This is a genomic window from Halomonas sp. AOP43-A1-21 (genome assembly GCF_052376775.1).
In the GTDB taxonomy this organism is placed as follows: domain Bacteria; phylum Pseudomonadota; class Gammaproteobacteria; order Pseudomonadales; family Halomonadaceae; genus Vreelandella; species Vreelandella colorata.
In genome coordinates, this window is record NZ_JBQSWC010000013.1 from 1 (window position 1) to 26,585 (window position 26,585).

Genomic DNA, 26,585 nt, shown 5'->3' on the forward strand with positions numbered 1-26,585 from the left:
TTAACTAACGTTGTAGAAATACCTAATAGATGGGCTACTTCTCGCTGCGTATGACTACCCGACCGGTAGAGTTCAAAAGCGCACCGCGTACGCTCAGGCAGCTCATCCAACGCATCCACCACCAGGGCCAAAGCCTGGCGATCAATCGCGATCACCTCTGGAGAATGTGATGCACAAGAGGCGTTATCCCCCTCCTCTTCTTTTGCAAACAGCGCTGACTCAAATACTGAGCGGCGGCAACGATCAATGGCGAGATTGCGTACCACACGTGACACATAGGATATGGGTTGCTTAATTTCAAAAAGCGTTGTTGCTTCTGAAATTTTCAGATAAGCGTCCTGCACGACATCATCGGCTTGATCAGTATTACCCAATACCTTGGCAGCGACACAGCAGAGCCGGGGCCGCTGATTAACGAAGATATCTTCTAACTCAGCGCTCCAGGTCTGGGTATCCACTGATTGGCCTCCTGCCTCAATTAACACTACGGAATAAATAGCAATAATTATTATTTGCGTTAAGGGGCAGTAAGTCAACCAATGAGAGCTAAGCCAATTTTCATAACGATATACTTGCTGATTTATCTAAGGGCGGCATGCCAAAGGTATGTGCTTCAGGCGTTAATTGTATCTCCGCTCTAACACTTCAACTTAGCCTAATCACTTCGATGCGGTGTTTACCCTCTTTCGAATAAATCTTTTCACTTCACTGTTAAAAATGAGAACCATTAGCACTAGAATGGGGCCATTACTCTTCATCCTTTTGTCAGGAGTCGTTCATGTTCGAGGTCAAAGGCGCCACCTTTGAAATCAATGGCAAGCCTATTCTCAATCCCATTGAGCACACCTTTCACGAGGGCAAGGTTTACGGTCTGATTGGCCATAACGGCTCGGGAAAATCGACGCTGATCAAGCTCATGGCTCAACAACAGCCTAACACTCAGGGCGACATCCTCTTTGACCAGCGCCCGCTGAGCGAGTGGGGCAACCGCGAATTTGCACGCCAAGTCGCCTACCTTCCCCAGCATTTACCCAGCGCCGAAAGCTTGACCGGGCGTGAGCTGGTAGGGTTTGGTCGCTACCCGTGGCATGGGCTTTTGGGCCGTCATACGCAAAAGGATAAAGACGCCGTGGAGCGCGCCATCGCCCTCACCCACACCGAGGCGTTCGCAGACCGCTTAGTGGATACGCTCTCGGGGGGGGAACGCCAACGGGTATGGCTGGCGATGCTACTTGCTCAGGGCAGCCGGTTCCTGCTGCTTGATGAACCCCTTGCTGCGCTGGATATCGCTCATCAAATAGAAGTGCTGGCACTGATCCGCAAGCTATGCGATGAACTGAATTTGGGCGTCATTATCGTACTGCACGATATCAATATGGCTTCACGCTACTGCGATGAATTAATGGCGCTGCACAGTGGTCGCCTGCTAGCCCACGGCACCCCAAATGACATGATGCTTGATAGCACTCTGGAAGCTATTTACGGGCTGCCCATGCAGGTAATGAAACATCCCAATGGAGAGCACAACATCGCCGTTGCCCAATGATGCGCCGCCTGCGTTACGGCCAGTTAGCGCTGGCCTGCGTCAGCGCGCTTACCTCCCTTCAAGTGGCGGCCTCAACCAATATCGTGACGCTGGATTGGACCATTGCCGAAACGCTGATTGCGCTTGGCAACCCGCCTATTGGGCTTGCGGAAATTCCTCAGTACAAGCGTTGGGTGGGTGCCGACCAGCTACCCACCAACGTTCTGGATATCGGCCTTCGCGGCCAGCCCAATCGTGAGCTGATGGCGCAACAAGCGCCCGACCATGTGCTGCTTTCACCGCTGTTTATGCGCTTGAGCGATCAGCTAAATTCCATTGCTCCGGTAACCGGGCTGGCCACCTACCAACGCGGCGACTCTCTCTGGCAGCGCCTGACACGCACCACCCACACATTAGCCGCATTAAACGGCGATGATTCAGCAGCAGTCTCCCTGATCGACGCTGTCGAAACCTACCTGGAGCATCGAAAAAGCCAGTTACAGGGGCAGCCTCCGCTACTCGTCGTACAGTTTATCGATGCCCGACATCTACGCGTATTTGGTAAAAACAGCCTGTTTGAGGCAGTGCTGGAGCGCTTGGGGCTGGCCAGCGCTTGGCAGCAACCCACCAACCAGTGGGGCTTTTCGACCGTGGCGTTAGAGGAACTGCTGAGCTATCCCGATGCCACCCTGGTGGTGGTCGAGCCGCTTCTTACCGGCATGGATAATGATTTTTCTGGCAATGCACTGTGGCAGCATTTACCTGCGGTTCAAGAACAGCGCGTTATTCAGCTACCTGCCGTGTGGAGTTTTGGTGGTTTTCCATCTGCTAAGCGCTTCGCTGATTTGCTCAGCGAAGCGCTGTTAGCCGATTAATCCTGGCTTAGAAGTCCAGTGCGGCGGAAAGCTTGACCGTACGCGGCTCGCCCTGGGTCAGGTAACCACCGGTTGCCGAGGCCCAGTAGTTTTCATCGGTGAGGTTTTCGATGTTGGCGCGCAGGGTTAGCGTGTTCGTATTGAGCGGCATGGCGTAGCGAACGCCAAGATCCCAGCGAGTCCAGGCATCGACTTCCAACTGATTGGCCGCGTCCAGGTACTGGCTGCCGTTCCGTACCGCTCGGCCACTGAGCGTCCAGCCCGGCGCTTGTGGAATGTCCCACTCGCTGCCAAGAACCACGCGATAGTTAGGCACGCCCACCGCGTCGTTGCCCTGGTTTGTACCATCAGTAGTGTGGGTTAATTCAGGATTAATCCACATCGCGCTGCTCAACAGGCGCCAACCCTCCATCGGCTCGCCGTAAACACTTAGCTCCACGCCACGGTTACGCTGCTCGCCATAGTAGGCGTAAACACCGGTTTCAGCGTCAATAAAGGCATTGGGCTGCTCGATTTGAAACAGACTTAAACTGCCGCCCAGGTTGCCCAAATCGAGTTTGGCGCCGACTTCGTTCTGCTCTGCTTCAATCAAACCAATATTCTGCCCGGCATTCACCGCCGTGGTGGGAGCCGTATCACCCGGCTGTAGCGCTTCAATATGATTAGCATAGAGCGATAGGGAGTCCGTCGGTTTCACGACGATGCCATATACCGGCGAAAGGCGGGTATCGCTGAACCGGTTGTCGAACTCACCTTCATAGCTATAGTTGGTGACCTCGATATCCTGATAGCGCGCTCCCAGGGTCAACAGCAGGCGATCATCCAGAAAGCCCAAGGTATCGGAAAGCGATATGCCGCTGTTGCGCGTGCGGCTACGCAAGTTCGGGTCATCCAAATCACCCCCTATCGACCCAGGCTCCCGGAAAGCCACGTCGGCTGGTTGGTAGATATTCGTCAAGGATGAGGAGGCTATTGCATAGGCCGACCGAGTGGTGCGATAGATGCTTGAATAGCCCAGATCCAGCTGGTGGCTGACGACTCCCGTATCGAAGGCCCCGCGTAAACCGGCCTGCCCGCCGACACCCTCAGCGCGATACGGCACGCTCATCTGGCCGACAGTGGCGGCACCATCCGCGCCATTGACGGTGGGCGATCCATAGGTTCCGTTTTCCCGGGTATTGCTGCCACCCAATGCTGCATAGGCCGTCCAGCTGTCGGTCATGTCGTACTCACCGCGCAGCATGGCAAAGTTGGTCTTAAGCTGTGTATTGGCCCATTGGGGTGCATAGTTGGTACTTGCCGAAGGGGCATTGGGAACACTGTCCATACCAGCGCCTACGTGAACCACCGAACGACCGCTTTGGATGGTATGGGCCTGGTGGCCAATATCCAGCGAAGCACGACCACGCTCACCGCGATAATCCAGCCCCACAACGGCCGACGTTGCACGCTGCTCTTCATTATCAATTGCGCTGTCCCCCCGGCCTCGCTCGATACTGGTACGCACGCCGAACTGATTCTCGGTACCAAAACGCCGCCCAAGCTCTACGCCACTTTCCACATAGCCGCTGTCGGTCACCGCGGTAGTCAGCTGGGTGAGGGGTTCATCTGCGGCGCGTTTGGGCTCAATATTGATCGCCCCGCCCACCCCAGAGCCGCTCGGCGACACGCCATTGGCAAAAGCATTGGCGCCTTTAAACAGCTCCACGCGCTCGGCAAGGTTGGTGGCAACCACTTGGCGCGGCAATACGCCGTAGAGGCCGCCATAAGAGATATCATCACCATCAAGCTCAAAACCACGAATCTGAAACTTTTCAGCGAAGTTGCCATAACCAAAACCGCTTTGTACCGAGGCATCGTTGATCAGCACATCCGCCAGCGTTTTTGCCTGCTGATTGTCGATTAAATCTGCGGTAAAGCCGATCACATTGAAGGGTATATCGGCGGCCGCGCGCTGCCCCCAGGTGCCAATACGCGCGCCAGCTGCCACCTGACCACCGGCAAACGCCGAAGTCGGCGTATCGCCACGCGCCGTTGCTTCGCCAATAACGGTTACGGTTTCAAGCGCGGCGTCGTTATTGGGCGCTTGCGCCCATACAGCGCCAGGCAATGGTAAAGCGCCCAGCAGTACAAAGGTGAAAGAGCGCCAGGAGGGGGAAGGCAGCGACATGAGTGTTCCTTATTTTTAAGAGCAATAGGGGGTAACAGCAGGGCAGCGATGCAAAGGCTACAACAAAACAAACTCATTTTCATTTGATATATAGACGCATTCAGCGTTGATCTGATATTTTATTGATATGCATTATCGTTTAAACTGCCCACATTCATGCTTCCCAGCGCCCAGTGTTGGAGTCCGGTTATGTCTTTTGCGTTACGTCAGACTGCAGCTGCCCTGCCCTCGTTGGCCGACTGTTATAAGGGCCCTTTAGCTCCCTTCACTCCCCCGCTGATTGGCACAGAAATACCCGCAGGCGCGATTAAGGCAGCTCGCTGGCGCAACCCCGCATTGTTAGAACAAGACATTTCGCTTTATGCCTCACGCTACCCAGGCGGCGATAAGCGTGCGATCACGTCGCTGTGGTCGAAATGGCATTTTGTTGCGCTAACCGTGCCTACTCTTGCGGCACAACTTATCCTCAACCGCGATTTACCGGTCGGGCTCGATAATGTCCATGTGATCGTTAATGAACAGGGATGTACAAAGCAGCTTTGGCTCCCTGATGAAGGCGTGCCGTTGGATACGCAAGCCCCGGGTAAGCGCTTTGCCAAATTGATTGATCAACACTGGGCACCGCTTATTGAACGTCTGGCCGCCATATCTGGTGCTGCCCCACGGGTGTTTTGGAGCAATGCCGGCGGCTGGCGGCTACCTGAATTTCTACGTGAATGCGCTGGCTGAGCATCCTGAGGTCAATCAAGAGGCGCTCAGTGCCGCACGGGCCCTGCTGGAATCACGCCACCTTAACGGGCAGCGTAATCCCCTGTTTCAGCCGGTGCGCACGTTTACACCCAAAGGCAGTGATGAAGTGAAGCAAGTGCGCAAGCTTTGCTGCCTGCGCTACTTGCTGGATGAGTTCAGCGTCTGCAGTAACTGTCCGCTGGAAGGCTGTGACCGCGTGGCTCGCAAGCGGTCAACGTAAACTAATACGGTTTAATGATTGATCTGGGCGACGGCATCCTGGCTCGCCACATCACGCTGCTCGCCGGTTAGCTCGCGTAGCTGCCCTTGAGACATTTCCAGCAAACGATCTGCGTGAACGAAGTAGCTGTCATCGTGGCTAATCGCAAACACCGTTTTACCCATATCACGCAGATGGGGCAGCAGTTCGCGATAAAATAGCCGCCTGAACTGCGGATCCTGGTCGGCGGCCCACTCATCCAGCAATAGAATGTCCCGTTCCTCGGCGATAGCCAACAGAAGTGCCAGGCGTTTGCGCTGGCCCTGGGAAAGCTGGGTATTGATTACTCTATCGCCCTCCCACTGCAGCTTTTGCTGCATCTGCAGACGCTTTAACCACGTATCGATAAGTATCGGATCGGCTTTTTCACCGCCGGCTTTCATGGCCAGATCAAACTGATGGAAATCGGTAAATACACTGGCAAATCGCGCCCGAAAGGCATGCCACTGCGCAGACGTAAGCACTTGCCCATCGACCTTGATCTGCCCGCTTTGCGGACGGTACAGTCCGGTTAACAGCCGCGCAAAGGTAGATTTACCACTTCCGTTGCCGCCAATCAGAAAGACCTGTTCGCCACGCGCCAGGGTTAAATTGACCGGCCCGACATGAAACCCCTCGCCCTGCTCACCAGAGGGGTAGTGGTAGGTCACATCGACAAGTTCCAGACGCTGCCAGGATGCAAAGGCATCATCGACCTCAAAACCCGGCTGATAGTCGGCAAGCTTCAGGCTTGCCAGCTTATCAAACGCCACCTGGGCGCTAATCAGAGTCGGCCAGGCACCTACCGCCTGAATAAGCGGCGTGCGTAAAAACAGCAGGGTTAATGCAAACGTGGCCGCCACGGCTGGTGTTGCCCAGCCAAGCCCATTAGCCATAAAGAAGACCACACCAATGGCCCCCAACATCATGATGTTGGACCAGTTACCGGCGCTCAGGTGGTACGTATCGGCACGAATAATATGGTAGCGGTAATCCCGGGCATTAGCAGTGTAGCTGTCATCAAAAAAACGCTTTGCCCGGTCGCGGTTTAACGCCAGCTCTTTGCGCCCTTCAATTGCCGATTGGTAGTCTTTATAAAGGCGATCTTCGGTTGCCCGTACAAGATTAAAATGCCGATATACCTTGGATACCAGCACCCAGCCCACCCCCATGGTGAATGCAATCCATACAATGGTAATCACCACCATTTCCGGTGAGAGCCACGCCAAATACGCAACCGAGGCAAGGGTTAACACCACGCCCTGGACGAGCTCGGGCAGGCGCACAAACCCAATGGTGATATTACGCACATCGCTTGAAAGACTCGCCAGCAGCGTGGCATTACCCAGCTGTTCAAGGCGCTCGATATCCGTATCCAGAATGCGTTTGACAAGCCTTGAGCGAAGATCATAAACAAAATGGTGGCCCAGCAAGGTAAGGGCTAATTGGGTAGCCAGAGTCACCACCAGTAGCACCGCCAACAACCCCAAAAACTGAGGTAGCGCTGACATGGGGCTGCCTACCTCTATTAGGCGTTGATTAATAAAGGCAATAACGCCGACCCCCAGGCCCGCGCTCAAAAGGCTTAAACCAATGGCACCTAAAAACGGCCAGCGGTAGTGACGAAAGACAACCTGCAGCAACTCCATTAGCGCTTCCTGACGGGAATATGAGCGGAAGAGTTTGACGTACTACTCCGTCAAGTCAATGCGCAAAGTGATTTTCATTTACAAATGAGGCAGTCCAGACACAGCTATCGGACGGTAGCTTAATAATGCATTAGATGAGCATCTGCGAAATAGCCGTATGGTTCTAGGAAAATGACAGCAAAACAGTACAGCTAAGTGCACCTAACGCAAAGGGCCAGAAGCGGCTGTGGCGATCTTCAGGCAGCTCCTCTTTCAAAACGTTGAGCACGATCCCACCGGCCACAAACGCATAAAGCAGGCTGATAATGGGTTCGCTCACATCCACGCTTAACCCTATCAGCCAACCGACGATAACCGCCGCGGCCAGCACCCAGCGGCCCTTGCTCAAGTAGATATCCCGATGATGACGCACCAGCCCCTGGTCGTTGACCAAAAAGTGCGCGCTCATTGCCAAAAAGAAGAAGATGATGGCGGGAAGTTCATTATTGCGATAAACCAACAGGTAGCCGATCAGCGCGTTATAAAGCGAGAAAGAGCCAATATGTATCCAAAAAACGCCTTTCAGCTTTTGAAAATTAACCGGGTTCTCCTGCTGGCCTTTATGGGAGTACTTGGTGGCGACTTGCTCAAGCCCATAAAACACCGCCAAACCAATTAACGCCACGATATAGGCGTTATGCTCCAGCACCGCCAGCAGGCCATGGGCGTTAATGGTTTCGTGGGCATCGCTTAGAGCAGGAAAGATATGGATAAAGACATAGGCAACAGAAACGCCACCCGCTAACGAAAGCCAGGCGCTGCGGGGCACAGCGCTTAGCTTACGTAGCCTGCTGGCGAAGATATGTACGGCAGCCAAACCGATAATGAAGGCAATCTGCAGGCCCATATATCATCGCTCCCTGCGAGGGTTTGGGCTTGAAACCTAGTCGCTTAAAACTAGTCACTTAAAACCTAGTCATTTAAAACCTAGTCGAATAGGCTCATACGTTTGGTGACGTTATCGTGCTTTCTTCGCCAGTGAAATAACGCACCCGTCACGTGCAGCACGATCAATACCAAAATGGCCCAGCCAAGACGCCCATGCCATATATAGAGTTGGTCAGAAAGCGCTGGGCGCTCGCTAATTAGAGCGGGCAGATGCCAGTGAAAAAACTCAACCGGGTACCCACCGCTGGCAGTCGCGACCCAACCCAGCAGCGGCATAATAACCAGCGCCAAATAAAGCAGATGATGCACGCTAGTGCTGACAATGCGCTCAAACGCATTCAAGGGCGGATCATGATCAGGCACCACAAACGCCAAGCGGGTAATAATGCGCAGGGTCATCAGCAGTAAAATCGTTAAACCCAAGGTTTTATGGCTGGTATAGAGCAGGTTAGTAAGCGTATTGCCCACCAGCGTCACCGTACGTTCATAGCCGACCGTTCCGATGGTTAAACCACTGGCCAAGGCAAGCAGTACGGCGCCCGCCACCAGCCAATGCAGTACCCGGTGTGGATAAATGTAGTGATCCAGCTCGTGCATTGAGCACTCCTAGCAGCAACGTTATATGGCGTTTAGTCTAGCTATATTAAGTCGATTAATCATTCAACGCTTGGCGCTTGATCTTATAGCGCCTCACTAGGGGCAGCTAACTGTTCACGGATCAACTCACCTAAACGCCGGGCCGGCTCTGATGGCCGGTGGGGCGCACGGTGCAGTGCCAACTCAATCATGGGCAAGGCTGGCAAGCCGCTACTTTCATCCAACGGGCGTAGTGAAGGCGTCAACATACTGCGCGTTACCACTACCACGGCAAGCCCGGCAATGACGATAGGCGCCAACCCCGCCATGGACTGACTGGTATAAGCCACCCGCCAATTACGTCCCGCGCCATGCAGAGCCTGCTCGGCGACTTCTCTAAATACGTCGGCGCCGGGCGAATAAAGGGCCAACGGTATCGGGTCGCTGAGTAGCGGCTGCTGGTTAACCCCCACCGCCCAGACCAACGGCTCGCGGCGGATAACATCACCGCCCGGCGAGTTGCGCTGGCGTGTTACCAAGGCTAAATCAAGCTCGGCGGCTTTAACCTGCTCGACCAAGTGCGCGCTTGTTCCGCAGATTACCTTTAACCCGACGGCCGGATAAAGCTGATGAAAGTAAGCAAACACCGATGGCAACAGCGAGGCGTAGTCTTCCGGAATGCCCAGGGTCAAATCTCCGGTCACCTGCTGGGCCTGCATATCGCCCCACGCTTCGTCGTTAAGCGCCAATAGGCGACGCGCGTGGGTAAGCAGCCGCTCACCGTCAGGGGTAAAGCGGATACGCCGTCCTTCACGTTCATGCAGGCTGAGCGCCAACTGAGCCTCCAGCCGCTGAAGCTGCATGCTCACGGTGGACTGGGTGTAATCCAGCCGTTTGGCAGCCGCCGTGACGCTACCAGTATCGGCAATCGCCACTAGCGTACGCAGCAGGGTGAGATCTAACGTTGGCGCACGCATATATCACCATTCTTGATTAAATTAATCACAAAAGATCGATATTGTGATGTGTTATTGACGAGTATGCTGCTTTGCACATGTTCTAGGCAAGGAGACCGCTCATGCAACGTACTCACTCCCCTATTGTGTTTCCTCGTTGGTATAGTGTTGGCGCCGCGTTGGTGGCCGTCATCCTATGGAGCGTGGCGCCACTACTTGCCGAATGTGCCCATACCTCTTCTCCGCTTCAGCTAACAGCGTTAACGCTGCTAGCGGGAGCCTTTGCCACCCTGCCGTTAAGTCGCCGCGTTAATGTAACAAGCTGCAGCTTGAACTGGCAGCTGGGCATCTGGGTCGGTATTCCGCTGTTGATACTCGGCGCGGTCAGCACTTACTTTATCGGCATGCGCCTTGCCCCGGCGGCCGAGGCTGCACTTATTACCTACACTTGGCCGGTATTGTTCGTGCTGTTAAGCCAGTGGAGCCGCTTTGGCCGGATACGCCTGGCAGGTATTATCGGGGCTTTAATTGCCTTTTCAGGCGCGGCTATTCTGCTGATACCGCAGGCGATCAGTAATGGCTTGGGCGGCGCGACGTTAGGGTACGGGCTTGCCCTGCTGGCAGCTTGCTGCTGGGCACTCTATTCATGGTTAAGCCAGGCCGCCCCGGTTTCGATTACCCCTCTTCTACCCCGCATGCTATTGATTGCCTGCGCAATCGCCACTATTGCCAGCATCGGGATGGAAGGTCAGCTTGTTCTGCCCAGCAGTGAAGCGCTGCTTGCTGGCGTGGCACTGGGTTTGGGCCCGTATGGAGTAGCCATGGTGGCTTGGGATAAAGCCCTGCGTTGGGGACATGCAAGTTTAGTGGGCAGCCTTGCTTATGGCGTACCCATTTTAGCGGGTTTCTTGCTGGTGCTCGCTGGCGTAAGCGTACTCGACTGGCGCTTACCCACCGCCGCCCTGCTGGTGGTTATTGGCTGCTTAAACGCTGGCCGATAAAGAAGGCGACAACGGCGGTTCGCTCACCTGCACGCTGGCCAACAATTCAGGCAGCCAGCTCGGTGTAAACGCATTGTCAGTAGCGTTGTGCAAATCAGCCAGGGACCACCAGCGATATTCTAGAGGGTGGCCCTGGCTTTCTTCTGCCGGCTCATCAAGGTCTACCTCAATAACAATGTCGACGGCATCAGGACAGCGGACAAGAATTTAGCGTAAATTCACGGGCCTAAATAGCGAGGCTTAGCCACGCCTTGTAAAGCCTCCAAGGGTATCGTGAGTTCTGGCTGGCCGACGGCGTAGGGAGCAATTTCGTAGACGTTGTATTTGATCACCCAGCTGTCTTCCAGCGGCGCCGCATTATGGTTTTCGCCTAGTGGCCAGCTTTTGGCATATTGATCGTCATAATCCAGCTCGGCCATCCACCGCTTGTGGGCCTGGGCCAATGCTTCTTGAAACGCCTCCTGCTGACCGCTTATCAACATGTCATTCAAGCTAACAACGCTCTGCTGGCGCTCATCAATGACCATAAACACCGTAGACGGCAGACCGTGCGCTTGCCCGGCGTGGTAGACGTAGCTTGTGAGCTCAAGCACTAAAAGATCATCGTGCTGGGCGTAAATACTAGCCTCCAGCTGCGCGTCACTGGCCATAAATTGCGGCAGTACGTCTCGATCCTCGTCAGCACGCACAAAGAAATCCTGGGCGTAGCTATCCCAGTCCTGTGCTGGCGTTTCGGCCCCATCCGTAATGCCCATGGCAAGCGTCAGTAAGCGCGTTTGCAACTCATCCGTCAGCGTCGGGGCATCTGGAAATGTTAACGCTGATATCTGCACCGTTGAGCAGTGCTCGCCCTGGCACTCGGGTGAAACGTACTGCTTTTCCAACGGCTGATATACCAAGGGACTGGTATTACTCATATCGGTCTCAGCCGACTGACAACCGCTTAACAGCAATGCGGTGATGGGGAATACACTTATTTTCCAACCTGACATGCCTTACCTCCCTGTTCTACGACTCTTGCCGCAAGTTAAGATTGAGACTAGCCAAACGTAAACGCCCTTGCCCACATAGTGGACAAGGGCGTTATCATCTCAAGCTATAACGAATTACATACTAGGCTGCATTTGTGTTGGCTCAGCGCTTACTTCCAGCTCAAAAAGCCCGCTGTCCATACCGCTGAAGCCACGTGCGATGATCGTATACATGCCCGGTAGCAGCTGTTGCTGCAGGCGTGCATCGGTGCCGGTGCCACCATCGTCGTCGCTGTAAGCTACGCCTTCGCCTTCAAGCTCCAGGTAAGCATCAAAATCACTGGAGCGCATATCCACCGTTACCAATGAACTTTCATCAAGCTCAAGCTGATAGGTCAGCGATTCACCGTTAAACCAGCCGCTTAACGTTTCATCCGGCGTTAGCGCACCGTCGTTACGCAGCTCAACGCCTTCCGGCAGCTCGCGTGGCTCCATGGTAACGCTAAACAGCCCGCTATCGTTGCCGTACGCAGTGCGTGCGGTTAACTGATAGGTGCCCGGCTCAAGAAAGTCGGCAATGCGTGCATCCAGGTTACCGCCACTGTCATCGTCTTCACGGTAATAGCCGTTAGGGCCTTCAAGCACCAGATAGGCATCGATATCGTCAGAGGCCATATCAATCTGGTACATGCCCGCTTCCTCCACCTCTACCTGATAGGTAAGCTCTTGGCCACTAAACCAGCCGTTTAACGAGTCGCTAGGCGCAATCGTGCCATCGTTACGCAGCTCGCCATCGCCTGGCAGTTCACGCGGTTCAGCCGACAATGTGAAAAGGCCCGCACTTTCACCATAAGGGGCGCTGGCAGTCAGCGTGTAATCGCCGGGGGCCAGAAAGTCAGAGATGCGGGCATCTAGATTCCCGGCGCTATCATCATCTTCACGCCGATAGCCATTAGGACCTTCGAGCACCAGATAGGCGTCAAACTCATCAGAACGCATTTCGACCTGATACATACCCGCTTCTTCGATGGTCAGGGTAAATTCGCTCGACGAGCCATCCAGCCAGCTGTCCAAGGGAGCATCAACGCTCAGAGCATTATCGCCACTTAGCTCAATTACTCGGCTATTGAGCGTATAAGGCCCGTAGCTGCTTCCATCAGCACCGCTGACCACCACCATATAATCGCCACTTTCTTCAATACGATGGCGGGCGGTGGGCGCGTTGCTGAGCAACTGCAATTGATCATCATAAAGCGCGACCACACCGTTCAAGGCGCCACGCAGGCTAAATTCGACCAGATCTCCCTCTTCCAGGCTGATTGCGTAACGGTCATAGCGGCTGCCATCGTTACCGTTAAGCATGTCGCTGGAAGTAATTTCTCCTGCCATGCGTTCGCCCAGCGTCACGCTTTCAAGCTCTGCTAATGCGCTAGGCGTTGCGCTTTGCTCAGCCGTTTCTGATGCCGATACGGGGTCAGATGCAAACGTTTCAGAAGGCAGGCTCTGGGCGACTAAAAAGCCGACAACAGCACCGCCTGCCGCAACCACTATTAATGCAAAAGGAGAGGATTTAGCCATTAGTGCGCCCTTGATAAAAGATAAAACAGTGGGTTGTTTCTCAGTACTTAACCATATGCAATGGTAAGTAAAATGCTCAATGAGCGATATCATTTTAATGTACCAAAACAACTTTACTTATATTTTGACCTATCTCTTTAAACCGCTGAAATAAAAGGGCATAACGCAAGCAGCAGAAAAAACGTAATTTTGGGGCCAATTGCGTCGAACGTCTTAAAGCTTGCCGAGCTTATCCAGGCGCGTTACCATCGCTTCGCCGATCCGGCACCTCATTGAAACTTGCGAGACTCTCGACACGAATAACTGAGGTACTCCAATGGGAGCCCCTACACGACTACTCCGAACGAGTTGTTTAGCTGTATTGCTTTTAGCTATTACAGCAAATAGCGCGTTCGCAAACGATATAGATGGACAAGAAGGCGTTGCCTCCTACTACAGTGACCGCTTTCAAGGCGCTCTCACTGCCAGCGGAGAAGCCTTTGACCAGCAGGCACTAACGGCCGCTCACCCAAGCCTGCCGTTTGGATCGAAAGTGCTGGTGACCCGCCCTGATACCGGGCAAGAAGTAGAGGTACTGATCAATGATCGCGGTCCGTTTGTTCAAGGACGCATTATTGATCTCTCAAAGCGGGCAGCCCGTGCATTAGGTATGCTGCGCCGTGGTACGGCCCCTGTTATGGTCACGTTGCTGGATTAACGGATAACATACCCGTAAGTGTGTGGTACCCCTTAGCCGCTCAACGCAATTCTAGTCACGCTGTTCGTAATATCGTATAGGGCGCTCTCAACAGAGCGCCCTATTTTTTTGCCAAAAAAAACGACACTGTAAAAAAATAACGAACTTGCAAGCAGGTTAATGATCTCTATGCTGCAAGTACATTGATCCGACATGGCTTTGCAGGAGGCACCCATGCAATCGCGTTATTTTACGCTTACCGACTATCCCAACGGCCTGCCCGAGCGCGAGCTGTTTACTCTAAAAACCCAGGAACTCCCTGAGCTCAATCCGGGCGAAGTGCGCATTCGCAACCGCTGGCTTTCCGTGGATCCCTACATGCGCGGCCGCATGAGCGGTCAGCACACATACGTTGCGCCCTTTCGTCTTGGCCAGCCCATGGAAGGCGGTGCGATTGGTGAAGTGATCGCCTCAAACGATGAGCGCCTGAAAGAGGGCGACATCGTGAGCCACATGGGCGGCTGGCGCGATATTGCACAGATTTCTTCGGCAGGCGTTTATCCACTGCCTGATGCCAAGGTGCCCGAGCAAGCGTACCTTGGAGTGCTGGGCATGCCGGGCATGACGGCCTGGACCGGCCTTAATCTTATTGCCGAATGCCGCCCCGGTGACAACGTTCTGGTAAGTGCGGCAAGCGGTGCCGTTGGCTCATTGGTAGTTCAACTGGCCAAGGCTAAAGGTTGTCATGTAGTGGGCATTGCCGGCGCCGCACATAAGCTCGCCTGGCTTGAATCGCTGGGCGTGGAGCCGGTTACCTATAAGGATCGGGGCGCCCAAGAGCTCAGCGACGCTATACAGCTTGCAAGCCCGGAAGGCATCGATGTGTATTACGAAAATGTCGGCGGCATTTGCCTGGAAGCGGCGTTAAGCCAGCTAAATGAAGGCGCTCGCATTGCCGTGTGCGGCATGATCGATACCTATAATGCTGAAAAACCCACGCCGGGGCCCAGCAATCTGTCGCAGATGGTTGTGCGTAAAGCCAGGATGCAAGGGTTCATCGTGGCAGATCACTGGGAGCATTACCCCGAGTTTCTTAAAGAAGTGGCACCGCAGGTAGCCGCAGGCGATATCGATTATAAAGAGACGGTTAAAGAGGGTCTGGAACAGACACCCGATGCGTTTCTGGAACTGTTCCAAGGCGGCAATACAGGCAAGATGCTGGTTAAATTGACAGATTAATACCGCTGTTTCTAAGCGTACGCTGCTTGAGTAATGTGCAGGGCCGCCCTCTTGAGGGACGGCCCTGTTTTTTTTGGCCAAGATTAATTCTCAAATCAGTTCGACCAAAAGCGAATTGATAATTAAAATAACCGTCAAGCCAATGTGTTTTAACCCATCGTTTGCACCGACTGATGGGTTAGCGCACGTTGCCAGCGGTTAGCTGGCGCCATCGCCTGCTAACCCTTAATACGTTGCTAACAGGGGAACTCTCATGGATGAAAACAAGCGAACTCGCGGTAAATGGCCTGCCTTGCTGCTAGGTCTTTTGCTTATTGTTGCTGGCTTGGCACTCGCCATCGGCGGCGGCAAGCTGCTTAGCTTAGGCGGCAGCGCCTATTACCTGATTGCCGGCATTGGCATTGCGGCTAGCGGCATGCTGCTTGCCATGCGCCGCGGCGCTGCGCTTTGGCTTTACGCCCTGATTTTAATTGCCACACTGCTTTGGGCATTGTGGGAAGTCGGTTTGGATTGGTGGCAACTGGTGCCTCGGGTCGCCATTCTTGCCCTCATCGGCATTATCATGCTGCTGCCCTGGTGGCGCAAACCGCTCCACTCACGCGGCGGAAGTCTTGCGCTGACGGCCAGCATTGCCGCCGCCATCGTGGTGGCCATTGCCAGTTTGATGGATGACCCGGCCCAGATAGAGGGCACCCTCGCAGAGAACCGCACAAGTGGCGATGTGAACCCGGCCCAGGTAGCCGGTGACGACTGGCCTGCCTATGGCGGCACCAATGCAGGCACGCACTACTCCTCGCTTAGCCAGATTACCCCAGACAATATCGGTGAACTCGAAGAAGTATGGCGTATTCAAACCGGCGATGAGCCCGGCTCCAACGCTCCGCCTGAAATCACTAACCAGAATACGCCGCTGAAGGTTAACGACAGCCTGTATATCTGCACATCACACAGCCGCGCCATGGCGCTTTCCCCGGAAACCGGTGAAACGATCTGGGAATTCGACCCACAAATCAGCACCCAGGGCGCCGACGACTTCTCCGGCTGGGCGCACATGACCTGCCGCGGCCTGGCCTATTATGATGCAGCCAACTACGCCACCAGTGGTGAAAGCGCCGACGCTGCCATTGACACAGATACTACCGACGAGCTTTCCGCGCTGTTTGCCGACAGCGATGCTTTTGACATCGATGTTTCGCTGCTGGGTGGCTTTGAAACCACCGCTGCGAATGAGGGTGAAAATGCTCCCTCGGCGATCATCAGCCAGACTGACGTCATGTGTCCGCGTCGCCTTTACCTGCCTACCGCCGATGCCCGCCTGATCGCGCTTAATGCGGATACCGGCGAACGCTGCGAAGGGTTTGGTGAAAACGGTGAGGTGGAGCTAACGCGCAATATCGGCGGTTTTGATCCGGGCGGCTACTACTCCACCTCGCCTGCCACCGTGACTGAAAACCTGGTAATTCTAGGTGGTCACGTCACCGATAACAGCTCAACCGATGAGCCGTCTGGCGTTATCCGTGCCTTTGACGTACGCACCGGCGAGCTGGTCTGGAACTGGGATAGCGGTAACCCGGATGACACCACGCCTATCGAAGACGGGGAAACCTATACCCGCAACTCGCCTAATGTCTGGCCGCCGATCAGCGTTGATGAAGAGCTAGGCCTGGTTTATCTGCCCATGGGTAACGCCACGCCCGACCAGTACGGCGCGGATCGTACCGAAAACGATGAAACCTATAGTGCGGGCTTGGTCGCGCTTGAGCTCGAAACAGGCCAGGTGGCTTGGGTCTATCAGTTTGTTCATCACGACCTTTGGGATATGGATATGCCAGCCCAGCCCGTGCTGATTGACCTGGCAACCGATGAAGGCACCCAGCCTGCGGTGATTCAGCCGACCAAGCAAGGCAGCCTGTATGTCCTCAACCGTGAAACCGGTGAAGCCATTGTCCCGATTGAAGAAATCCCCGTTCCTCAAGGCGCAGTAGAGGGTGACTGGACGGCAGAAACACAGCCACGCTCAGCGCTGAACCTATTGCCACCGCCGCTTACCGAGCGCGATATGTGGGGCGCATCGCCCTTTGATCAGATGATGTGCCGTATTCAGTTCAATTCATTGCGCTATGAAGGCCAGTACACGCCGCCGTCGCTGGAAGGCAGCATTATTTACCCGGGTAACGTCGGCGTAATGAACTGGGGCGGCGTCGCGGTCGATCCTGAACGTCAGGCACTGTTCACCGGCGCCAAGTACCTCGCCTTTGTTTCACGTTTGATTCCGCGTGACGAAGTGGAAGAGGGCCAGGGCTCGGCCAGCGAACAGGGCCTTCAGCCCAACGCCGGCGCACCTTATGCTGTTGAGCTAGGCCCGCTGCTGTCGATTTTTGATCTGCCCTGCCAATCACCGTCTTGGGGCGATGTAACGGGTATCGATCTGCAAAGTGCGGAAGTCGTCTGGAAACATCGTAACGGCACCACCCGCGACAGCATGCCCCTTGGCTTGCCGATTGGCCTGCCCGTGGGTGTTCCGGCACTCGGCGGCCCGCTGACCACCGCAGGCGGTGTTACCTTTATGTCGGGCACGCTGGATCAGTACCTGCGGGGTTACGATATCACCACCGGTGAAGAGCTTTATAAAGCTCGCCTGCCTGCAGGTGGCCAGGCCACGCCCATGACCTATACCGGCGCCGATGGCCGTCAGTACGTTGTGGTAACGGCCGGTGGTCACGGAACCTTTGGTACCTTGATGGGTGACTACGTGATCGGTTATGCCTTACCCGAGTAAGGCTTACCGACCGATATAGTCGACCGACACGAAAACGGGCAGACCCAAAGGCTGCCCGTTTTTATTGCCACTTTTATTTTCTGAAAACTATTTTCTGAAAGCTTAAAAGCGTACTTCCAAACCGCCGTAAACACTGCGCCCCGGCGCCGGCTCATAAAAACGCCCAAAGGTGCCGTTCAAGCGCACGTTGGCATAGTGGTCTTCATCAAACAGATTACGCACGCCCACGTAAGCGTTTAACAACGTATCGCCACCCAGTTGCCAGCCATCGCCTACCCGCAGGTTGACCAGCCAATAGCTGTCAATCTCCGTTTCATTGGCATTGTCGGCCACCATGTCACCCACGTACTGGGTTTCAAGCGTGGCAAAGCGGTGTGACAGCCCCTCCCAAGTTAGCTGATTGACCCAGGTCTGCTCGGGTAAGCCGGGGATGCGATTGCCGTCAAAGCGCTCGCTGGGCGTGGCAAACTCGTCAAACTCATAGCGAGCCAGGGTTAACGCGCTGTTCAAACGCCACTGGTCCGCTAACTGCCAGCCAAGGGAAAGTTCCAGGCCATCGCGGTTGGTATCGCCCGCATTCCGGTAGAAGGTACGCCCACCTTCATCAAAAGGTACCAGCTCATCGCGTACGCGCACCGAGAACAGGGCGAGGTCGTAATCCATGGCCAGCGGCTCGATATATCCCCGCGTACCCACCTCACGATTCCAGGCTTTTTGCGGCTCAATGGACGGGTTGAACCCACCGCCAGCCGGGTTGGCGAACTCGGAGAACGTCGGCGTTTCAAACGCAGTGCCGGTGTTGATATACACCTGATGCTGAGGGCGATAGCGATAGCTTAGCCCGGCGGAGCCGCTCCACTCATTAAAGGTACGCTCGCCGCTTTGATCACCATCGGCCAAGTACCGATCATCCACATCCAGATCAACACGATCAAAGCGCGCGCCCAGGGAAAGCGTTACTTGCTCGGTGAGTCCCAAATCACCCTGAGCAAATACCCCGGTAGAGGTTGCCGTTTGGGTTTCATCCGCCACCTGCTCACCTACGCCGCCCTGAGCATTGACGTCGCGCCGGAAGCGATCATCGTCCTGACGGGCCACGTCCACCCCCGCCACATAGCTTAACGGCAGCTCGCCCAGGGCGATTTCATGATGATACTCGGCACTCGCGCCCATATAGTCACGCTGGTAGCCGATACGGCTATCGCCCACATAGGGCAGTTGCTGTTCAAAATCACGCCGAGCGATAAAGCCTTTCAGGTAGAACTCACCTGGCCCTGCGGACAAATCCTCGTACTGCAAGCCGATAAGTTGCTGATCGACATTCTGCCCGGCGTCCAGCGCCAGCGAATTCGGCGCGGCCTGATGCCGACCGCTTGCCACTTCACCAGCATTCAGCGCGCCGGGGTCTTCCGAGCGAGGGTTTTCCAGAAGATTCACAATCGCCGTCAGCGCCCGCTCGCTACCCAGCTCGCGACGCAGCTTGGCATTGAGCAGGTATTTCTCGGTTGAGCTTTGATCGCGGTAGCCATCCACATTGAGCGCTGAAAAACTGACGTTGTGCGACCAGTCGCCCTGCGAACCACCGGTTTGCAGGGACGCCTTACGATACCCGTCGCTGCCCGCCTCCACCCGCAGGCGCGTACCCGGGTTTTCGCGCCCATCGGCGGTGGTCACATCGATCACCCCGCCCGCGGCGTTGCCGTAAAGCACCGACGAAGGCCCACGAATGACTTCGATACGCTCGGCGCTATCCAGATCAATCGCGTCCAGCTGCGCCTGACCATCGGGCAAGGTATAGGGAATGCCATCGACCATCACCGTAATCCCACGCACCCCAAACGGGGCGCGGGCACCAAAGCCCCGAATGGCAATCCGCTGGCCCTGGGCAAAGTTGTCGCGATTCTGAATGAAAACGCCGGGCACACCGACCAGCGTTTCATCCAGCCGAACACGCTGCTGGCCCTGGGCGATGGTTTCCTGGTCCACGGTGGAAACCGCCGCCGGCGTTGCGTAAAGCTCACGCGCCAAACGCGGTGCGCTTACTTCAACCGTAGGCAATGCCTGTACCGATGCTGGCTCGTTTTGCGCCCAAAGGGGGCTTGAGACCGCGAGACCCGTCAGCATTAGCGACGGCGGCAACAGTTTATACATGGATTCCCTTCCCTTTTTTTGATAATCGTTTTTTTGATAATCGGTTTTTTGATAATTCGGCGTAACTCTGGATGAACCACAACCTAAACGTTAAGTCTAACTAACGTGGACGCATTCGCTAAGTGTGAACCCTGCGTCTACACTTGCAAGGAGTAACGTATCGATTAAGCAAAGGAGGCTTTATGGCGTTTACTGCAACAGATCCTATCAAGATGATTTTCGCGATTATTTTGCCGCCATTAGGCGTCTTTTTTGAAGTTGGCCTAAAGGGACATTTCTGGCTCAACATCATTTTGACACTGTTTGGTTTTATTCCAGGCGTCATTCACGCGTTTTATGTCATTCTGAAGCATTAGGAACGCTTACCCCGTTACCCACAGCCCGAGCCAATGGCTCGGGCTGTTTCGTTTGGGCGGTATTTAATTACTAGGGGTTGCACGAAAAAACCACTAGGCGAGCGTAAGCCACTTTCTCGTAAAGCCTAGCCTGCGAAAGCTTAGCCTGCGTGGCGGCGCTGATGCAGGACATGAACCTTTTCATCCAGACCGGCGATGGGGCCTTCTACTTCAAGCGCCGGTACTATCTGACCGATAGGCAAGGCCTTGATCGGCGACGGTGCCACCCCCAGAGCCGCCAGCCAGCGTCCTAACTGCTCGGATGAACTGATATAAACGATGCGACCAAGCCCGGCCCATCCGTGAGCGGCCGCGCACATGGGGCAGTGCTCGCCGGTGGTGTAAACCGTTGCGTTGGCACGCGCCTCGGGCGTCATGTGCTGGGCCGCCCAGCGCGCCAGCGTGAACTCGGGGTGCTGAGTGGCATCACCGCTTGCAATGCGGTTGCGGTCTTCCGCTAGAATTTCTCCCTCGGCGCTGACCAGTACACTGCCAAAGGGCTCATCGCCCGCCTCAAGCGCCTCTTCTGCAAGCGCCAGGGCCCGGTTCAGATAGATCTGCTCGTGTGCCTTCATCGCGGATACTCCTGTAGGTTAGCCGCTCACGCCTTGCTGATGACCGTGGCGGAAGTCTCGTCTGTTTCAACAGGCGTCTCGCTGAGCTGCTCACCTTCACTTCGGGCGATCACCGTGGTGCCTACCAAATCGCCGGTCACGTTCAACGCCGTGGCGCCCATGCCTACCAGAGCATCAATGGCGGTCAGCAGCACCACGGTTTCGATGGGCAGCCCCACCTGGGCAAACACCGTGGCGATCATGATGATCCCCGCCCCGGGCACGCCAGCGGTACCTACCGAAACCAGCGTGCCGACCAGCACGATCTGCACCATGCTGACAAAATCGAGCGGCGCGCCGATCACATTGGCGGCGAAAACGGCGGAAATCGCGATGCGAATCGCCGCGCCGTCCATATTGAGAGTGGCTCCCAGCGGCAGGCTGAACCCGTACACGCTGCGCGAAATCCCCAGCCGCCGTGCCGCATTGATGGTCAACGGCAAGGTGCCGGAGCTGCTCTGGGTGGCAAACGCAGTGGCCATGGGCGTGCGCGCTTCACGAAAGAAGGTCCGAAGCTTTACCCCGAACAGGCGCATGATCACGCAGTAGATTAAAAGCTGCAGGGCCAGCGCGATATACAACACCATCACCATATCGCCCAACGACAGCAGCGTTTCCAGGCCCTGCTGGCTGACCGTCTCGGCCACAATGGCGAACACACCGATGGGCACCACGTGCAGCACGCCGGCCATGACCTTGAGCGTGACGTCGTTCAATCCTTCGATTACTTCATACAAGCGCTCGGCACTGCCTGGCTGGGTGGCTTGCTGGCGAAGTTTCAACAGCGCAAACCCGAACACCAGCGCAGTAAAAATGATGCCCAGCAGATTCTGTTCGGCAAAGGCGCCGATAATGTTGCTCGGCACGATACCGAGAACGACATCGACCAGGCCCGGGTTTTCCGGTGCCGTGAAGCTGGCGTTTTCATCCAGCGTCATGCCGCTTCCTGGGCTGAACAGCGAGGCCACACTCAGCCCCACGACAATTGCCAGCGCCGTGGAGACGAGATAGTAGGCAAACACCTTGCCTCCCACGCGCCCTACGCTCCCCTCGCGCGACCGATTGATACCCACCATCAGGGTAAACAGCACGATAGGCACGATAAGAAACGTCAGTAGGCGCAGCAGCAGATCACCCACCGGGCCAAGCCAGGTGGCGACTGCGTCACCGCCAAACAAACCAACGACCAGCCCCAGTAACAGTGCAATCGTGACCCGTAAGATCAACGAAGAACGCATATACCCTTTCAACAGTGCCGTCATGCATTCACCTTTACCAAAAGGGCTCAATAGAGCCCGTCAACTGAAAACGTCACTCTAAGTAGCCGGAGCTAAAATACAACCTCTATATACAACAGAACCATGGAAGCTTGTTTAAAGAAGAGCCAGCTTACGCCGAACCTGAACCCACTGCAGCGCGGCGAAAGGCTTGGAAAAGCAACATAAGTTGACTAGGCTAGAGGCCCTCTCTCTTATTAAAGGTATTCGTCCAATGCGCTATTAATGCCGCCGTCCTGTTTTCGACGGCCACGTTCTCCGTCCCTTATTAAAAGGGGAATGTCAGGCATTGATAGGTACATCCGATGACGAAGACGTTTATCTCGCTCGATCGCGTTTCTTATACGCTACCCCACGGTCGCCTTCTGTTTTCCGAGTTAACGGAAACCTTCGACACCACGCCCACGGGCCTGGTAGGGCGTAACGGCATGGGTAAAACGCTGCTGGCCAGGCTAATGGCGGGCGAAATCGCACCTTCAACGGGGCGCTGCATGAGCACTGGCGAAGTGCGCTATTTATCGCAACGCGTTACCCAAGAAGCCTCCGGCACGCTAGCCGACCTGGCAGGCGTAGGCACCACTTTAGCAGCACTTGCCCGTATTGAGGCGGGCAGCCCACATCCAGACGACTTTGATGCGCTGGGTGATCGTTGGGATATCCGCCAGACCTTACAGCGAGAGCTAGAGCACAGTGGCCTTGCACACCTTGACGCGACAGCCCCGGCCGCGACATTGAGCGGCGGCCAAGCCATGCGCGTTGCCCTGATCGGCGTGCTGTTATCCAGGGCGGACTTTCTTATTCTGGATGAGCCCAGTAATCACCTGGACGGCCCGAGCAGGGAAGCGCTTATCGAGCAGTTGACCCATTGGCCCAAAGGGCTGCTGGTTGTCAGCCATGACCGACAACTGCTTGCTCACCTGCCGCGTATCGTGGAGCTGTCGCCGCTTGGACTACGCAGTTACGGCGGTAATTATTCCTTTTACGCCGAACAAAAGGCGAGTGAACAGGCAGCGGCTCAAACGAACCTTGAACACCATCAAAAAGACAAAAAACGTGCAGAGCGCGCACTGAATCAGCAGCAGGAACGTCAGGAAAGGCGTCAGGCACGTGGCAACCGCCAGCGGCGCGATGCCAATCAGGCAAAAATCCTGCTGGATCGCCAAAAGGCGCGCAGCGAACTTTCCGTCGGCCGCCTCGCCCGCCAGCAGGCAGAAACACACAGCCAGCACCTAAGCGCTATCCAGCAAGCGCGGGAGCAGCTTGCTGAAGATGCTAATATCGCGCTACATGACATTGCCGTGCAGCCTGCCAAGCGGATGATTGCTGAACTAACCGATATCACGCTTTCTTACGTTGCAGGAAAGCTTAACCTCAGCCTGCAAGGACAGCAGCGTTTAGGCATTGTTGGTTCCAACGGCTCGGGTAAATCCACACTGCTTAAACTCCTGGCGGGGCAACTTCTACCCCAAACAGGCGAAAGCCGTATTCATGTCAAAAGCGCCTATCTCGATCAACACCTGGCCCAACTGGATAAAACCCAGAGCGCTATAGAGCAGTTAAAAGCGGCCAACCGAGCGGCACCTGTCAGCCTGCTGCGAACCCGGCTGGTACACCTTGGGCTTACGGCTGAGAAAATTAGCGTTGCCTGCGCAAAGCTAAGCGGCGGTGAACAGCTCAAGGTAGCGCTGGCGTGCGCGCTTTATGCCGACCCGCCCGCGCAGCTATTGCTGCTGGATGAACCCAGCAACCACCTCGACCTGCCCTCGCTACAGGCACTCGAAAGTATGCTGAGAGGCTACCCTGGCGCGCTGGTAGTGGTCTCTCATGACCAGGATTTCTTACGCCACCTGGCACTGACCGATTATCTGCGCGCCACATCAGACGGCTGGGTACTGGAGCCAGCCACGAACCGCTAATCATGCCACTGGCGTTTGGCCTTCCTGAAGCCAGTGGTCAAACGCCTCGTCTTGAACGGTGTCGCGAGCGGCGTAGTAGACCAGCCGTAGATGGCGGTCTTCATCGACGATCAGCGAGGTATGTTCAAAATCGATCGCTCCTAACGGCTTTAGATGAAAATGGCGAATGCCATGACAAGGCCCGTGGATATCCTGCCCTGCCCACCACGCTTTAAAATCCGGATCCACTTTCACCAAGGTCTTGATCAGTTGATTGATTGCCGGGTCTTCAGGCGCACGGGCCGCATCACGTTTGAAGCTGGCAAGCAGTTGCCGTGCCTGCGCTTTCCAGGGGTCGAAAAGAGCGCGCGTAGCCGTATCCATAAACAGTAGCCATAGCAGGTTACGCTGCTCCGGAGGATGCTCGGAGAAGCCAAACAGACGAGCTGCGGCGTGGTTCCAGGCCAGCACATCCCAACGTAAATTCAACACGTACGCAGGCCGCGTGGGCAAGTCGTTCATCAGGCGATGTACCAGCGGCGGTACACTGCACCAGGTTTTCCCCGGTTCAGCGGGAAGACGCTGATGCGCCAGTAAAAAAAGATGACGTCGCTCAATGGCATCGAGCTTTAGCGTGCGCGCAAGACGGTCGAGAAAATCCGCCGAGGCGCGAATATCTCGACCCTGCTCCAGCCAGGTGTACCAGGTCAAGCCTACCCCTGCGAGTGCTGCCACCTCCTCACGGCGTAACCCCGGCGTGCGGCGCCGCTTGCCCACGGGCAAGCCAACCTCTTCCGGTGTTACCTGCTCACGTCGGCTGCGTAAAAACTCCCCTAGCTCTGTGCGGGTGCGTTTTAACGAACGTTCCAGCGCCATCTTATTGCCTTTAGTAATAGTATAAATAGTTAAATTGTACCCCCTTTAAAGCCTCTCCAGAATAGCGCCTTCACCACTTGGTAGCGGTCAGCAACACACGCTAACAAGTACATAATGAGCCTGACTGGAGAGCCTGATGGCGTTTTCTTCTCGACTATCGATTTATCTTATTGCCTTGGGCGCCTTTTCATTAGGTATGGCGTCCTATGTCACCGCAGGGCTTATTCCCCTGATCACCTCTGCATTTCTAGTCTCGGATGCGATGGCGGCACAGTTAGTGACGGCGTTTACGCTGGCATATGGCCTGATTTCGCCCATCGCAGTTGCGCTGCTCCCAGGCAATCAGCAGCGAACGGGGTTAATTATCGCGCTAGCACTTTTCGTTGTGGCGAATGTGGCAAGTGCGCTGGCCGCAAGCTTTGCAATGCTAGTGGCTTGGCGAGCGCTGGCGGGCGTGGGAGCCGGGGTTTATCTGGCATTGGGAATTGCGGCCTCAGCGACGCTGGCGCCTGAAGCGCAGCGCGGCAAAGCCATCGCGGTCATTATGGGCGGCATGGCAAGCGGCACGGTACTTGGCGTGCCGCTTAGTCTGTTACTCGCCGAGCAACTGGGCTGGACATCAGCCATGTGGCTGATTGCACTGCTCGGCGCGACTTCCCTGGCAGGCCTTTACCTTAAGCTACCCGACATTCCCGCTGCGCCTTATGTTTCACTGTGGCGCAAGCTGCCTATTTTGAAGCACCCCGCCACGCTGACCATTTTGGCCGTCTCGCTCTTGGGTGCCATAGCAAGCCTTGGCATGTATACCTTTATTGCTCCGTTTATGGCGGCATCCCCTTCCGGCGAAACCGCGTCTATCGCGCTCTACCTATGGGTTTGGGGCGTCGGCGGGATTCTGGGCAGCTTTTTAATTGGCCCGATTGTGGATAAAAGCCAAGGCTCCAGGGTTGTGCTGGTGATTATGCTGTTATTGGCAGTTTCTCTGATTAGCCTGCCAGTCGCCGCCTCCCTGCACCCATGGCTTGCGCTTGTGCCTATCAGCTTATGGGGAGCCGTTGGCTGGGCGTTACAGGTACCGCAAAATAATGCGCTAATGCGCGTTCGCCAACAGCATGGCGATGGTAATCTCGCGGTGGCGCTGAATGAATCAGCCCTATACCTGGGTAGCGCTATTGGGGCGGCAGCTGGTGGGCTTATGCTTTCCAGCGCGCTACCTGTCTGGATACTTGCTGTAAGCGCCAGTGCGCTAGCAGCCGCTGGGGCACTAGTGCAGCTCACCATGGGCCCGCGGAGTCATTAAGCAATTAGTATTAAATACTTAGCGCACGGCAAGCCGTCAGCGGATAAGAAAGAAGGAAATATTGCCTCGGCCTGGAAAATAAATACAAAAAGCCTTTGACGCGCGACGCCAATCGTGACACTGTAGCGTCAGTTGGTTAGCAAGCAGCATGGTTTCAGAAGTGTACG

23 protein-coding genes are annotated in these 26,585 nt (G+C 55.5%); 11 read left to right on the forward strand and 12 right to left on the reverse strand.

Annotation, left to right across the window (positions count from 1 at the left end; translation table 11 throughout):
- On the reverse strand, positions 1 to 458 hold a 458-nt coding region (locus ACT3R7_RS08995), incomplete at its 3' end, for a sigma-70 family RNA polymerase sigma factor (RefSeq protein ID WP_444280549.1).
- Between the two features lie 320 nt (positions 459 to 778).
- Between ACT3R7_RS08995 and ACT3R7_RS09000 the strand changes: the two genes are divergently transcribed.
- Both ACT3R7_RS09000 and ACT3R7_RS09005 read left to right on the forward strand, forming a co-directional pair.
- On the forward strand, positions 779 to 1,546 hold the full coding sequence (locus tag ACT3R7_RS09000) for an ATP-binding cassette domain-containing protein (protein WP_192537533.1): 768 nt from the start codon (positions 779 to 781) through the stop codon (positions 1,544 to 1,546).
- Entirely contained in the window at positions 1,543 to 2,400 is an 858-nt protein-coding gene (locus ACT3R7_RS09005) for an ABC transporter substrate-binding protein (RefSeq protein ID WP_225736093.1), read from the forward strand. The genes ACT3R7_RS09000 and ACT3R7_RS09005 overlap by 4 nt, the downstream gene beginning before the upstream one ends.
- 7 nt (positions 2,401 to 2,407) lie before the next feature.
- On the opposite strand, the gene ACT3R7_RS09010 is transcribed toward ACT3R7_RS09005, so the two are convergent.
- Complete coding sequence (locus ACT3R7_RS09010; protein WP_192537534.1) at positions 2,408 to 4,570, reverse strand: TonB-dependent receptor; 2,163 nt, start codon at positions 4,568 to 4,570, stop codon at positions 2,408 to 2,410.
- Between the two features lie 189 nt (positions 4,571 to 4,759).
- On the opposite strand from ACT3R7_RS09010, the gene fhuF reads away from it, so the two are divergent.
- Both fhuF and ACT3R7_RS09020 read left to right on the forward strand, forming a co-directional pair.
- Positions 4,760 to 5,299 (forward strand): siderophore-iron reductase FhuF, encoded by a 540-nt coding sequence (gene fhuF, locus ACT3R7_RS09015; protein ID WP_263974096.1) that lies wholly within the window; start codon positions 4,760 to 4,762, stop codon positions 5,297 to 5,299.
- Complete coding sequence (locus ACT3R7_RS09020) at positions 5,283 to 5,540, forward strand: (2Fe-2S)-binding protein (protein WP_287078388.1); 258 nt, start codon at positions 5,283 to 5,285, stop codon at positions 5,538 to 5,540. Before fhuF ends, ACT3R7_RS09020 begins: the two co-directional genes overlap by 17 nt.
- An 11-nt stretch (positions 5,541 to 5,551) precedes the next feature.
- Here ACT3R7_RS09020 and ACT3R7_RS09025 read toward each other — a convergent pair whose 3' ends face one another.
- From ACT3R7_RS09025 to ACT3R7_RS09040, 4 genes are all read right to left on the reverse strand, one after another.
- Positions 5,552 to 7,207 (reverse strand): multidrug ABC transporter permease/ATP-binding protein, encoded by a 1,656-nt coding sequence (locus tag ACT3R7_RS09025; protein ID WP_192537535.1) that lies wholly within the window; start codon positions 7,205 to 7,207, stop codon positions 5,552 to 5,554.
- Between the two features lie 163 nt (positions 7,208 to 7,370).
- Positions 7,371 to 8,093, reverse strand: a complete 723-nt coding sequence (locus tag ACT3R7_RS09030; RefSeq protein ID WP_192537536.1) for a hypothetical protein — start codon at positions 8,091 to 8,093, stop codon at positions 7,371 to 7,373.
- Between the two features lie 80 nt (positions 8,094 to 8,173).
- Positions 8,174 to 8,731: a cytochrome b gene (locus ACT3R7_RS09035; protein ID WP_192537537.1), complete on the reverse strand. Its 558-nt coding sequence runs from the start codon at positions 8,729 to 8,731 to the stop codon at positions 8,174 to 8,176.
- Between the two features lie 83 nt (positions 8,732 to 8,814).
- Positions 8,815 to 9,687 (reverse strand): LysR substrate-binding domain-containing protein, encoded by an 873-nt coding sequence (locus ACT3R7_RS09040; protein ID WP_192537538.1) that lies wholly within the window; start codon positions 9,685 to 9,687, stop codon positions 8,815 to 8,817.
- Positions 9,688 to 9,788: 101 nt separating this feature from the next.
- Between ACT3R7_RS09040 and ACT3R7_RS09045 the strand changes: the two genes are divergently transcribed.
- Entirely contained in the window at positions 9,789 to 10,667 is an 879-nt protein-coding gene (locus ACT3R7_RS09045) for a DMT family transporter (RefSeq protein WP_496199016.1), read from the forward strand.
- Between the two features lie 218 nt (positions 10,668 to 10,885).
- On the opposite strand, the gene ACT3R7_RS09050 is transcribed toward ACT3R7_RS09045, so the two are convergent.
- Together ACT3R7_RS09050 and ACT3R7_RS09055 are read right to left on the reverse strand one after the other, a co-directional pair.
- The gene (locus tag ACT3R7_RS09050; protein WP_192537540.1) at positions 10,886 to 11,659 is read right to left on the reverse strand and encodes an RsiV family protein; all 774 of its coding nucleotides are present in this window, start codon (positions 11,657 to 11,659) and stop codon (positions 10,886 to 10,888) included.
- Positions 11,660 to 11,773: 114 nt separating this feature from the next.
- Positions 11,774 to 13,216 (reverse strand): hypothetical protein, encoded by a 1,443-nt coding sequence (locus ACT3R7_RS09055; RefSeq protein ID WP_192537541.1) that lies wholly within the window; start codon positions 13,214 to 13,216, stop codon positions 11,774 to 11,776.
- Between the two features lie 316 nt (positions 13,217 to 13,532).
- Between ACT3R7_RS09055 and ACT3R7_RS09060 the strand changes: the two genes are divergently transcribed.
- The 3 genes from ACT3R7_RS09060 (at position 13,533) to ACT3R7_RS09070 (ending at position 17,910) form a co-directional block, all read left to right on the forward strand.
- Positions 13,533 to 13,913, forward strand: a complete 381-nt coding sequence (locus tag ACT3R7_RS09060) for a septal ring lytic transglycosylase RlpA family protein (protein ID WP_192537542.1) — start codon at positions 13,533 to 13,535, stop codon at positions 13,911 to 13,913.
- Positions 13,914 to 14,126: 213 nt separating this feature from the next.
- Positions 14,127 to 15,131, forward strand: a complete 1,005-nt coding sequence (locus ACT3R7_RS09065) for an NADP-dependent oxidoreductase (protein ID WP_018917924.1) — start codon at positions 14,127 to 14,129, stop codon at positions 15,129 to 15,131.
- A gap of 253 nt (positions 15,132 to 15,384) precedes the next feature.
- Positions 15,385 to 17,910, forward strand: a complete 2,526-nt coding sequence (locus ACT3R7_RS09070; RefSeq protein WP_192537543.1) for a glucose/quinate/shikimate family membrane-bound PQQ-dependent dehydrogenase — start codon at positions 15,385 to 15,387, stop codon at positions 17,908 to 17,910.
- A 102-nt stretch (positions 17,911 to 18,012) separates the two neighbouring features.
- Here the strand turns inward: ACT3R7_RS09070 and ACT3R7_RS09075 are convergent, their stop codons facing one another.
- Positions 18,013 to 20,061, reverse strand: a complete 2,049-nt coding sequence (locus tag ACT3R7_RS09075) for a TonB-dependent receptor family protein (RefSeq protein ID WP_192537544.1) — start codon at positions 20,059 to 20,061, stop codon at positions 18,013 to 18,015.
- 182 nt (positions 20,062 to 20,243) lie between these two features.
- On the opposite strand from ACT3R7_RS09075, the gene ACT3R7_RS09080 reads away from it, so the two are divergent.
- The gene (locus ACT3R7_RS09080; protein WP_192537545.1) at positions 20,244 to 20,417 is read left to right on the forward strand and encodes a YqaE/Pmp3 family membrane protein; all 174 of its coding nucleotides are present in this window, start codon (positions 20,244 to 20,246) and stop codon (positions 20,415 to 20,417) included.
- 140 nt (positions 20,418 to 20,557) lie between these two features.
- Here ACT3R7_RS09080 and ACT3R7_RS09085 read toward each other — a convergent pair whose 3' ends face one another.
- Both ACT3R7_RS09085 and ACT3R7_RS09090 read right to left on the reverse strand, forming a co-directional pair.
- Positions 20,558 to 21,031, reverse strand: a complete 474-nt coding sequence (locus tag ACT3R7_RS09085; RefSeq protein WP_192537546.1) for a nucleoside deaminase — start codon at positions 21,029 to 21,031, stop codon at positions 20,558 to 20,560.
- Between the two features lie 26 nt (positions 21,032 to 21,057).
- Positions 21,058 to 22,332, reverse strand: a complete 1,275-nt coding sequence (locus ACT3R7_RS09090; RefSeq protein WP_192537547.1) for a dicarboxylate/amino acid:cation symporter — start codon at positions 22,330 to 22,332, stop codon at positions 21,058 to 21,060.
- Positions 22,333 to 22,652: 320 nt separating this feature from the next.
- Between ACT3R7_RS09090 and ACT3R7_RS09095 the strand changes: the two genes are divergently transcribed.
- Entirely contained in the window at positions 22,653 to 24,263 is a 1,611-nt protein-coding gene (locus tag ACT3R7_RS09095) for an ABC-F family ATP-binding cassette domain-containing protein (protein WP_192537548.1), read from the forward strand.
- Here ACT3R7_RS09095 and ACT3R7_RS09100 read toward each other — a convergent pair whose 3' ends face one another.
- Positions 24,264 to 25,118 carry a helix-turn-helix transcriptional regulator gene (locus ACT3R7_RS09100; protein ID WP_192537549.1) on the reverse strand — a complete coding sequence of 285 codons (855 nt, stop codon included), beginning with the start codon at positions 25,116 to 25,118 and terminating at the stop codon, positions 24,264 to 24,266.
- A gap of 136 nt (positions 25,119 to 25,254) precedes the next feature.
- Between ACT3R7_RS09100 and ACT3R7_RS09105 the strand changes: the two genes are divergently transcribed.
- On the forward strand, positions 25,255 to 26,418 hold the full coding sequence (locus tag ACT3R7_RS09105; protein WP_192537550.1) for an MFS transporter: 1,164 nt from the start codon (positions 25,255 to 25,257) through the stop codon (positions 26,416 to 26,418).
- Positions 26,419 to 26,585: the final 167 nt, after the last annotated feature.

What these genes read in the sequence shown, in the direction of transcription:
- ACT3R7_RS09065 (WP_018917924.1), top strand. Translation starts at nt 14,127, where the DNA reads ATGCAATCGCGTTATTTTACGCTTACCGACTATCCCAACGGCCTGCCC.
- ACT3R7_RS09050 (WP_192537540.1), bottom strand. Translation starts at nt 11,659, where the DNA reads ATGTCAGGTTGGAAAATAAGTGTATTCCCCATCACCGCATTGCTGTTA.
- ACT3R7_RS09085 (WP_192537546.1), bottom strand. Translation starts at nt 21,031, where the DNA reads ATGAAGGCACACGAGCAGATCTATCTGAACCGGGCCCTGGCGCTTGCA.
- ACT3R7_RS09090 (WP_192537547.1), bottom strand. Translation starts at nt 22,332, where the DNA reads ATGACGGCACTGTTGAAAGGGTATATGCGTTCTTCGTTGATCTTACGG.
- ACT3R7_RS09030 (WP_192537536.1), bottom strand. Translation starts at nt 8,093, where the DNA reads ATGGGCCTGCAGATTGCCTTCATTATCGGTTTGGCTGCCGTACATATC.
- ACT3R7_RS09005 (WP_225736093.1), top strand. Translation starts at nt 1,543, where the DNA reads ATGATGCGCCGCCTGCGTTACGGCCAGTTAGCGCTGGCCTGCGTCAGC.
- ACT3R7_RS09100 (WP_192537549.1), bottom strand. Translation starts at nt 25,118, where the DNA reads ATGGCGCTGGAACGTTCGTTAAAACGCACCCGCACAGAGCTAGGGGAG.
- ACT3R7_RS09070 (WP_192537543.1), top strand. Translation starts at nt 15,385, where the DNA reads ATGGATGAAAACAAGCGAACTCGCGGTAAATGGCCTGCCTTGCTGCTA.
- fhuF (WP_263974096.1), top strand. Translation starts at nt 4,760, where the DNA reads ATGTCTTTTGCGTTACGTCAGACTGCAGCTGCCCTGCCCTCGTTGGCC.
- ACT3R7_RS09095 (WP_192537548.1), top strand. Translation starts at nt 22,653, where the DNA reads ATGACGAAGACGTTTATCTCGCTCGATCGCGTTTCTTATACGCTACCC.
- ACT3R7_RS09045 (WP_496199016.1), top strand. Translation starts at nt 9,789, where the DNA reads ATGCAACGTACTCACTCCCCTATTGTGTTTCCTCGTTGGTATAGTGTT.
- ACT3R7_RS09010 (WP_192537534.1), bottom strand. Translation starts at nt 4,570, where the DNA reads ATGTCGCTGCCTTCCCCCTCCTGGCGCTCTTTCACCTTTGTACTGCTG.
- ACT3R7_RS09080 (WP_192537545.1), top strand. Translation starts at nt 20,244, where the DNA reads ATGGCGTTTACTGCAACAGATCCTATCAAGATGATTTTCGCGATTATT.
- ACT3R7_RS09040 (WP_192537538.1), bottom strand. Translation starts at nt 9,687, where the DNA reads ATGCGTGCGCCAACGTTAGATCTCACCCTGCTGCGTACGCTAGTGGCG.
- ACT3R7_RS09055 (WP_192537541.1), bottom strand. Translation starts at nt 13,216, where the DNA reads ATGGCTAAATCCTCTCCTTTTGCATTAATAGTGGTTGCGGCAGGCGGT.
- ACT3R7_RS09060 (WP_192537542.1), top strand. Translation starts at nt 13,533, where the DNA reads ATGGGAGCCCCTACACGACTACTCCGAACGAGTTGTTTAGCTGTATTG.
- ACT3R7_RS09025 (WP_192537535.1), bottom strand. Translation starts at nt 7,207, where the DNA reads ATGGAGTTGCTGCAGGTTGTCTTTCGTCACTACCGCTGGCCGTTTTTA.
- ACT3R7_RS09000 (WP_192537533.1), top strand. Translation starts at nt 779, where the DNA reads ATGTTCGAGGTCAAAGGCGCCACCTTTGAAATCAATGGCAAGCCTATT.
- ACT3R7_RS09035 (WP_192537537.1), bottom strand. Translation starts at nt 8,731, where the DNA reads ATGCACGAGCTGGATCACTACATTTATCCACACCGGGTACTGCATTGG.
- ACT3R7_RS09105 (WP_192537550.1), top strand. Translation starts at nt 25,255, where the DNA reads ATGGCGTTTTCTTCTCGACTATCGATTTATCTTATTGCCTTGGGCGCC.
- ACT3R7_RS09075 (WP_192537544.1), bottom strand. Translation starts at nt 20,061, where the DNA reads ATGTATAAACTGTTGCCGCCGTCGCTAATGCTGACGGGTCTCGCGGTC.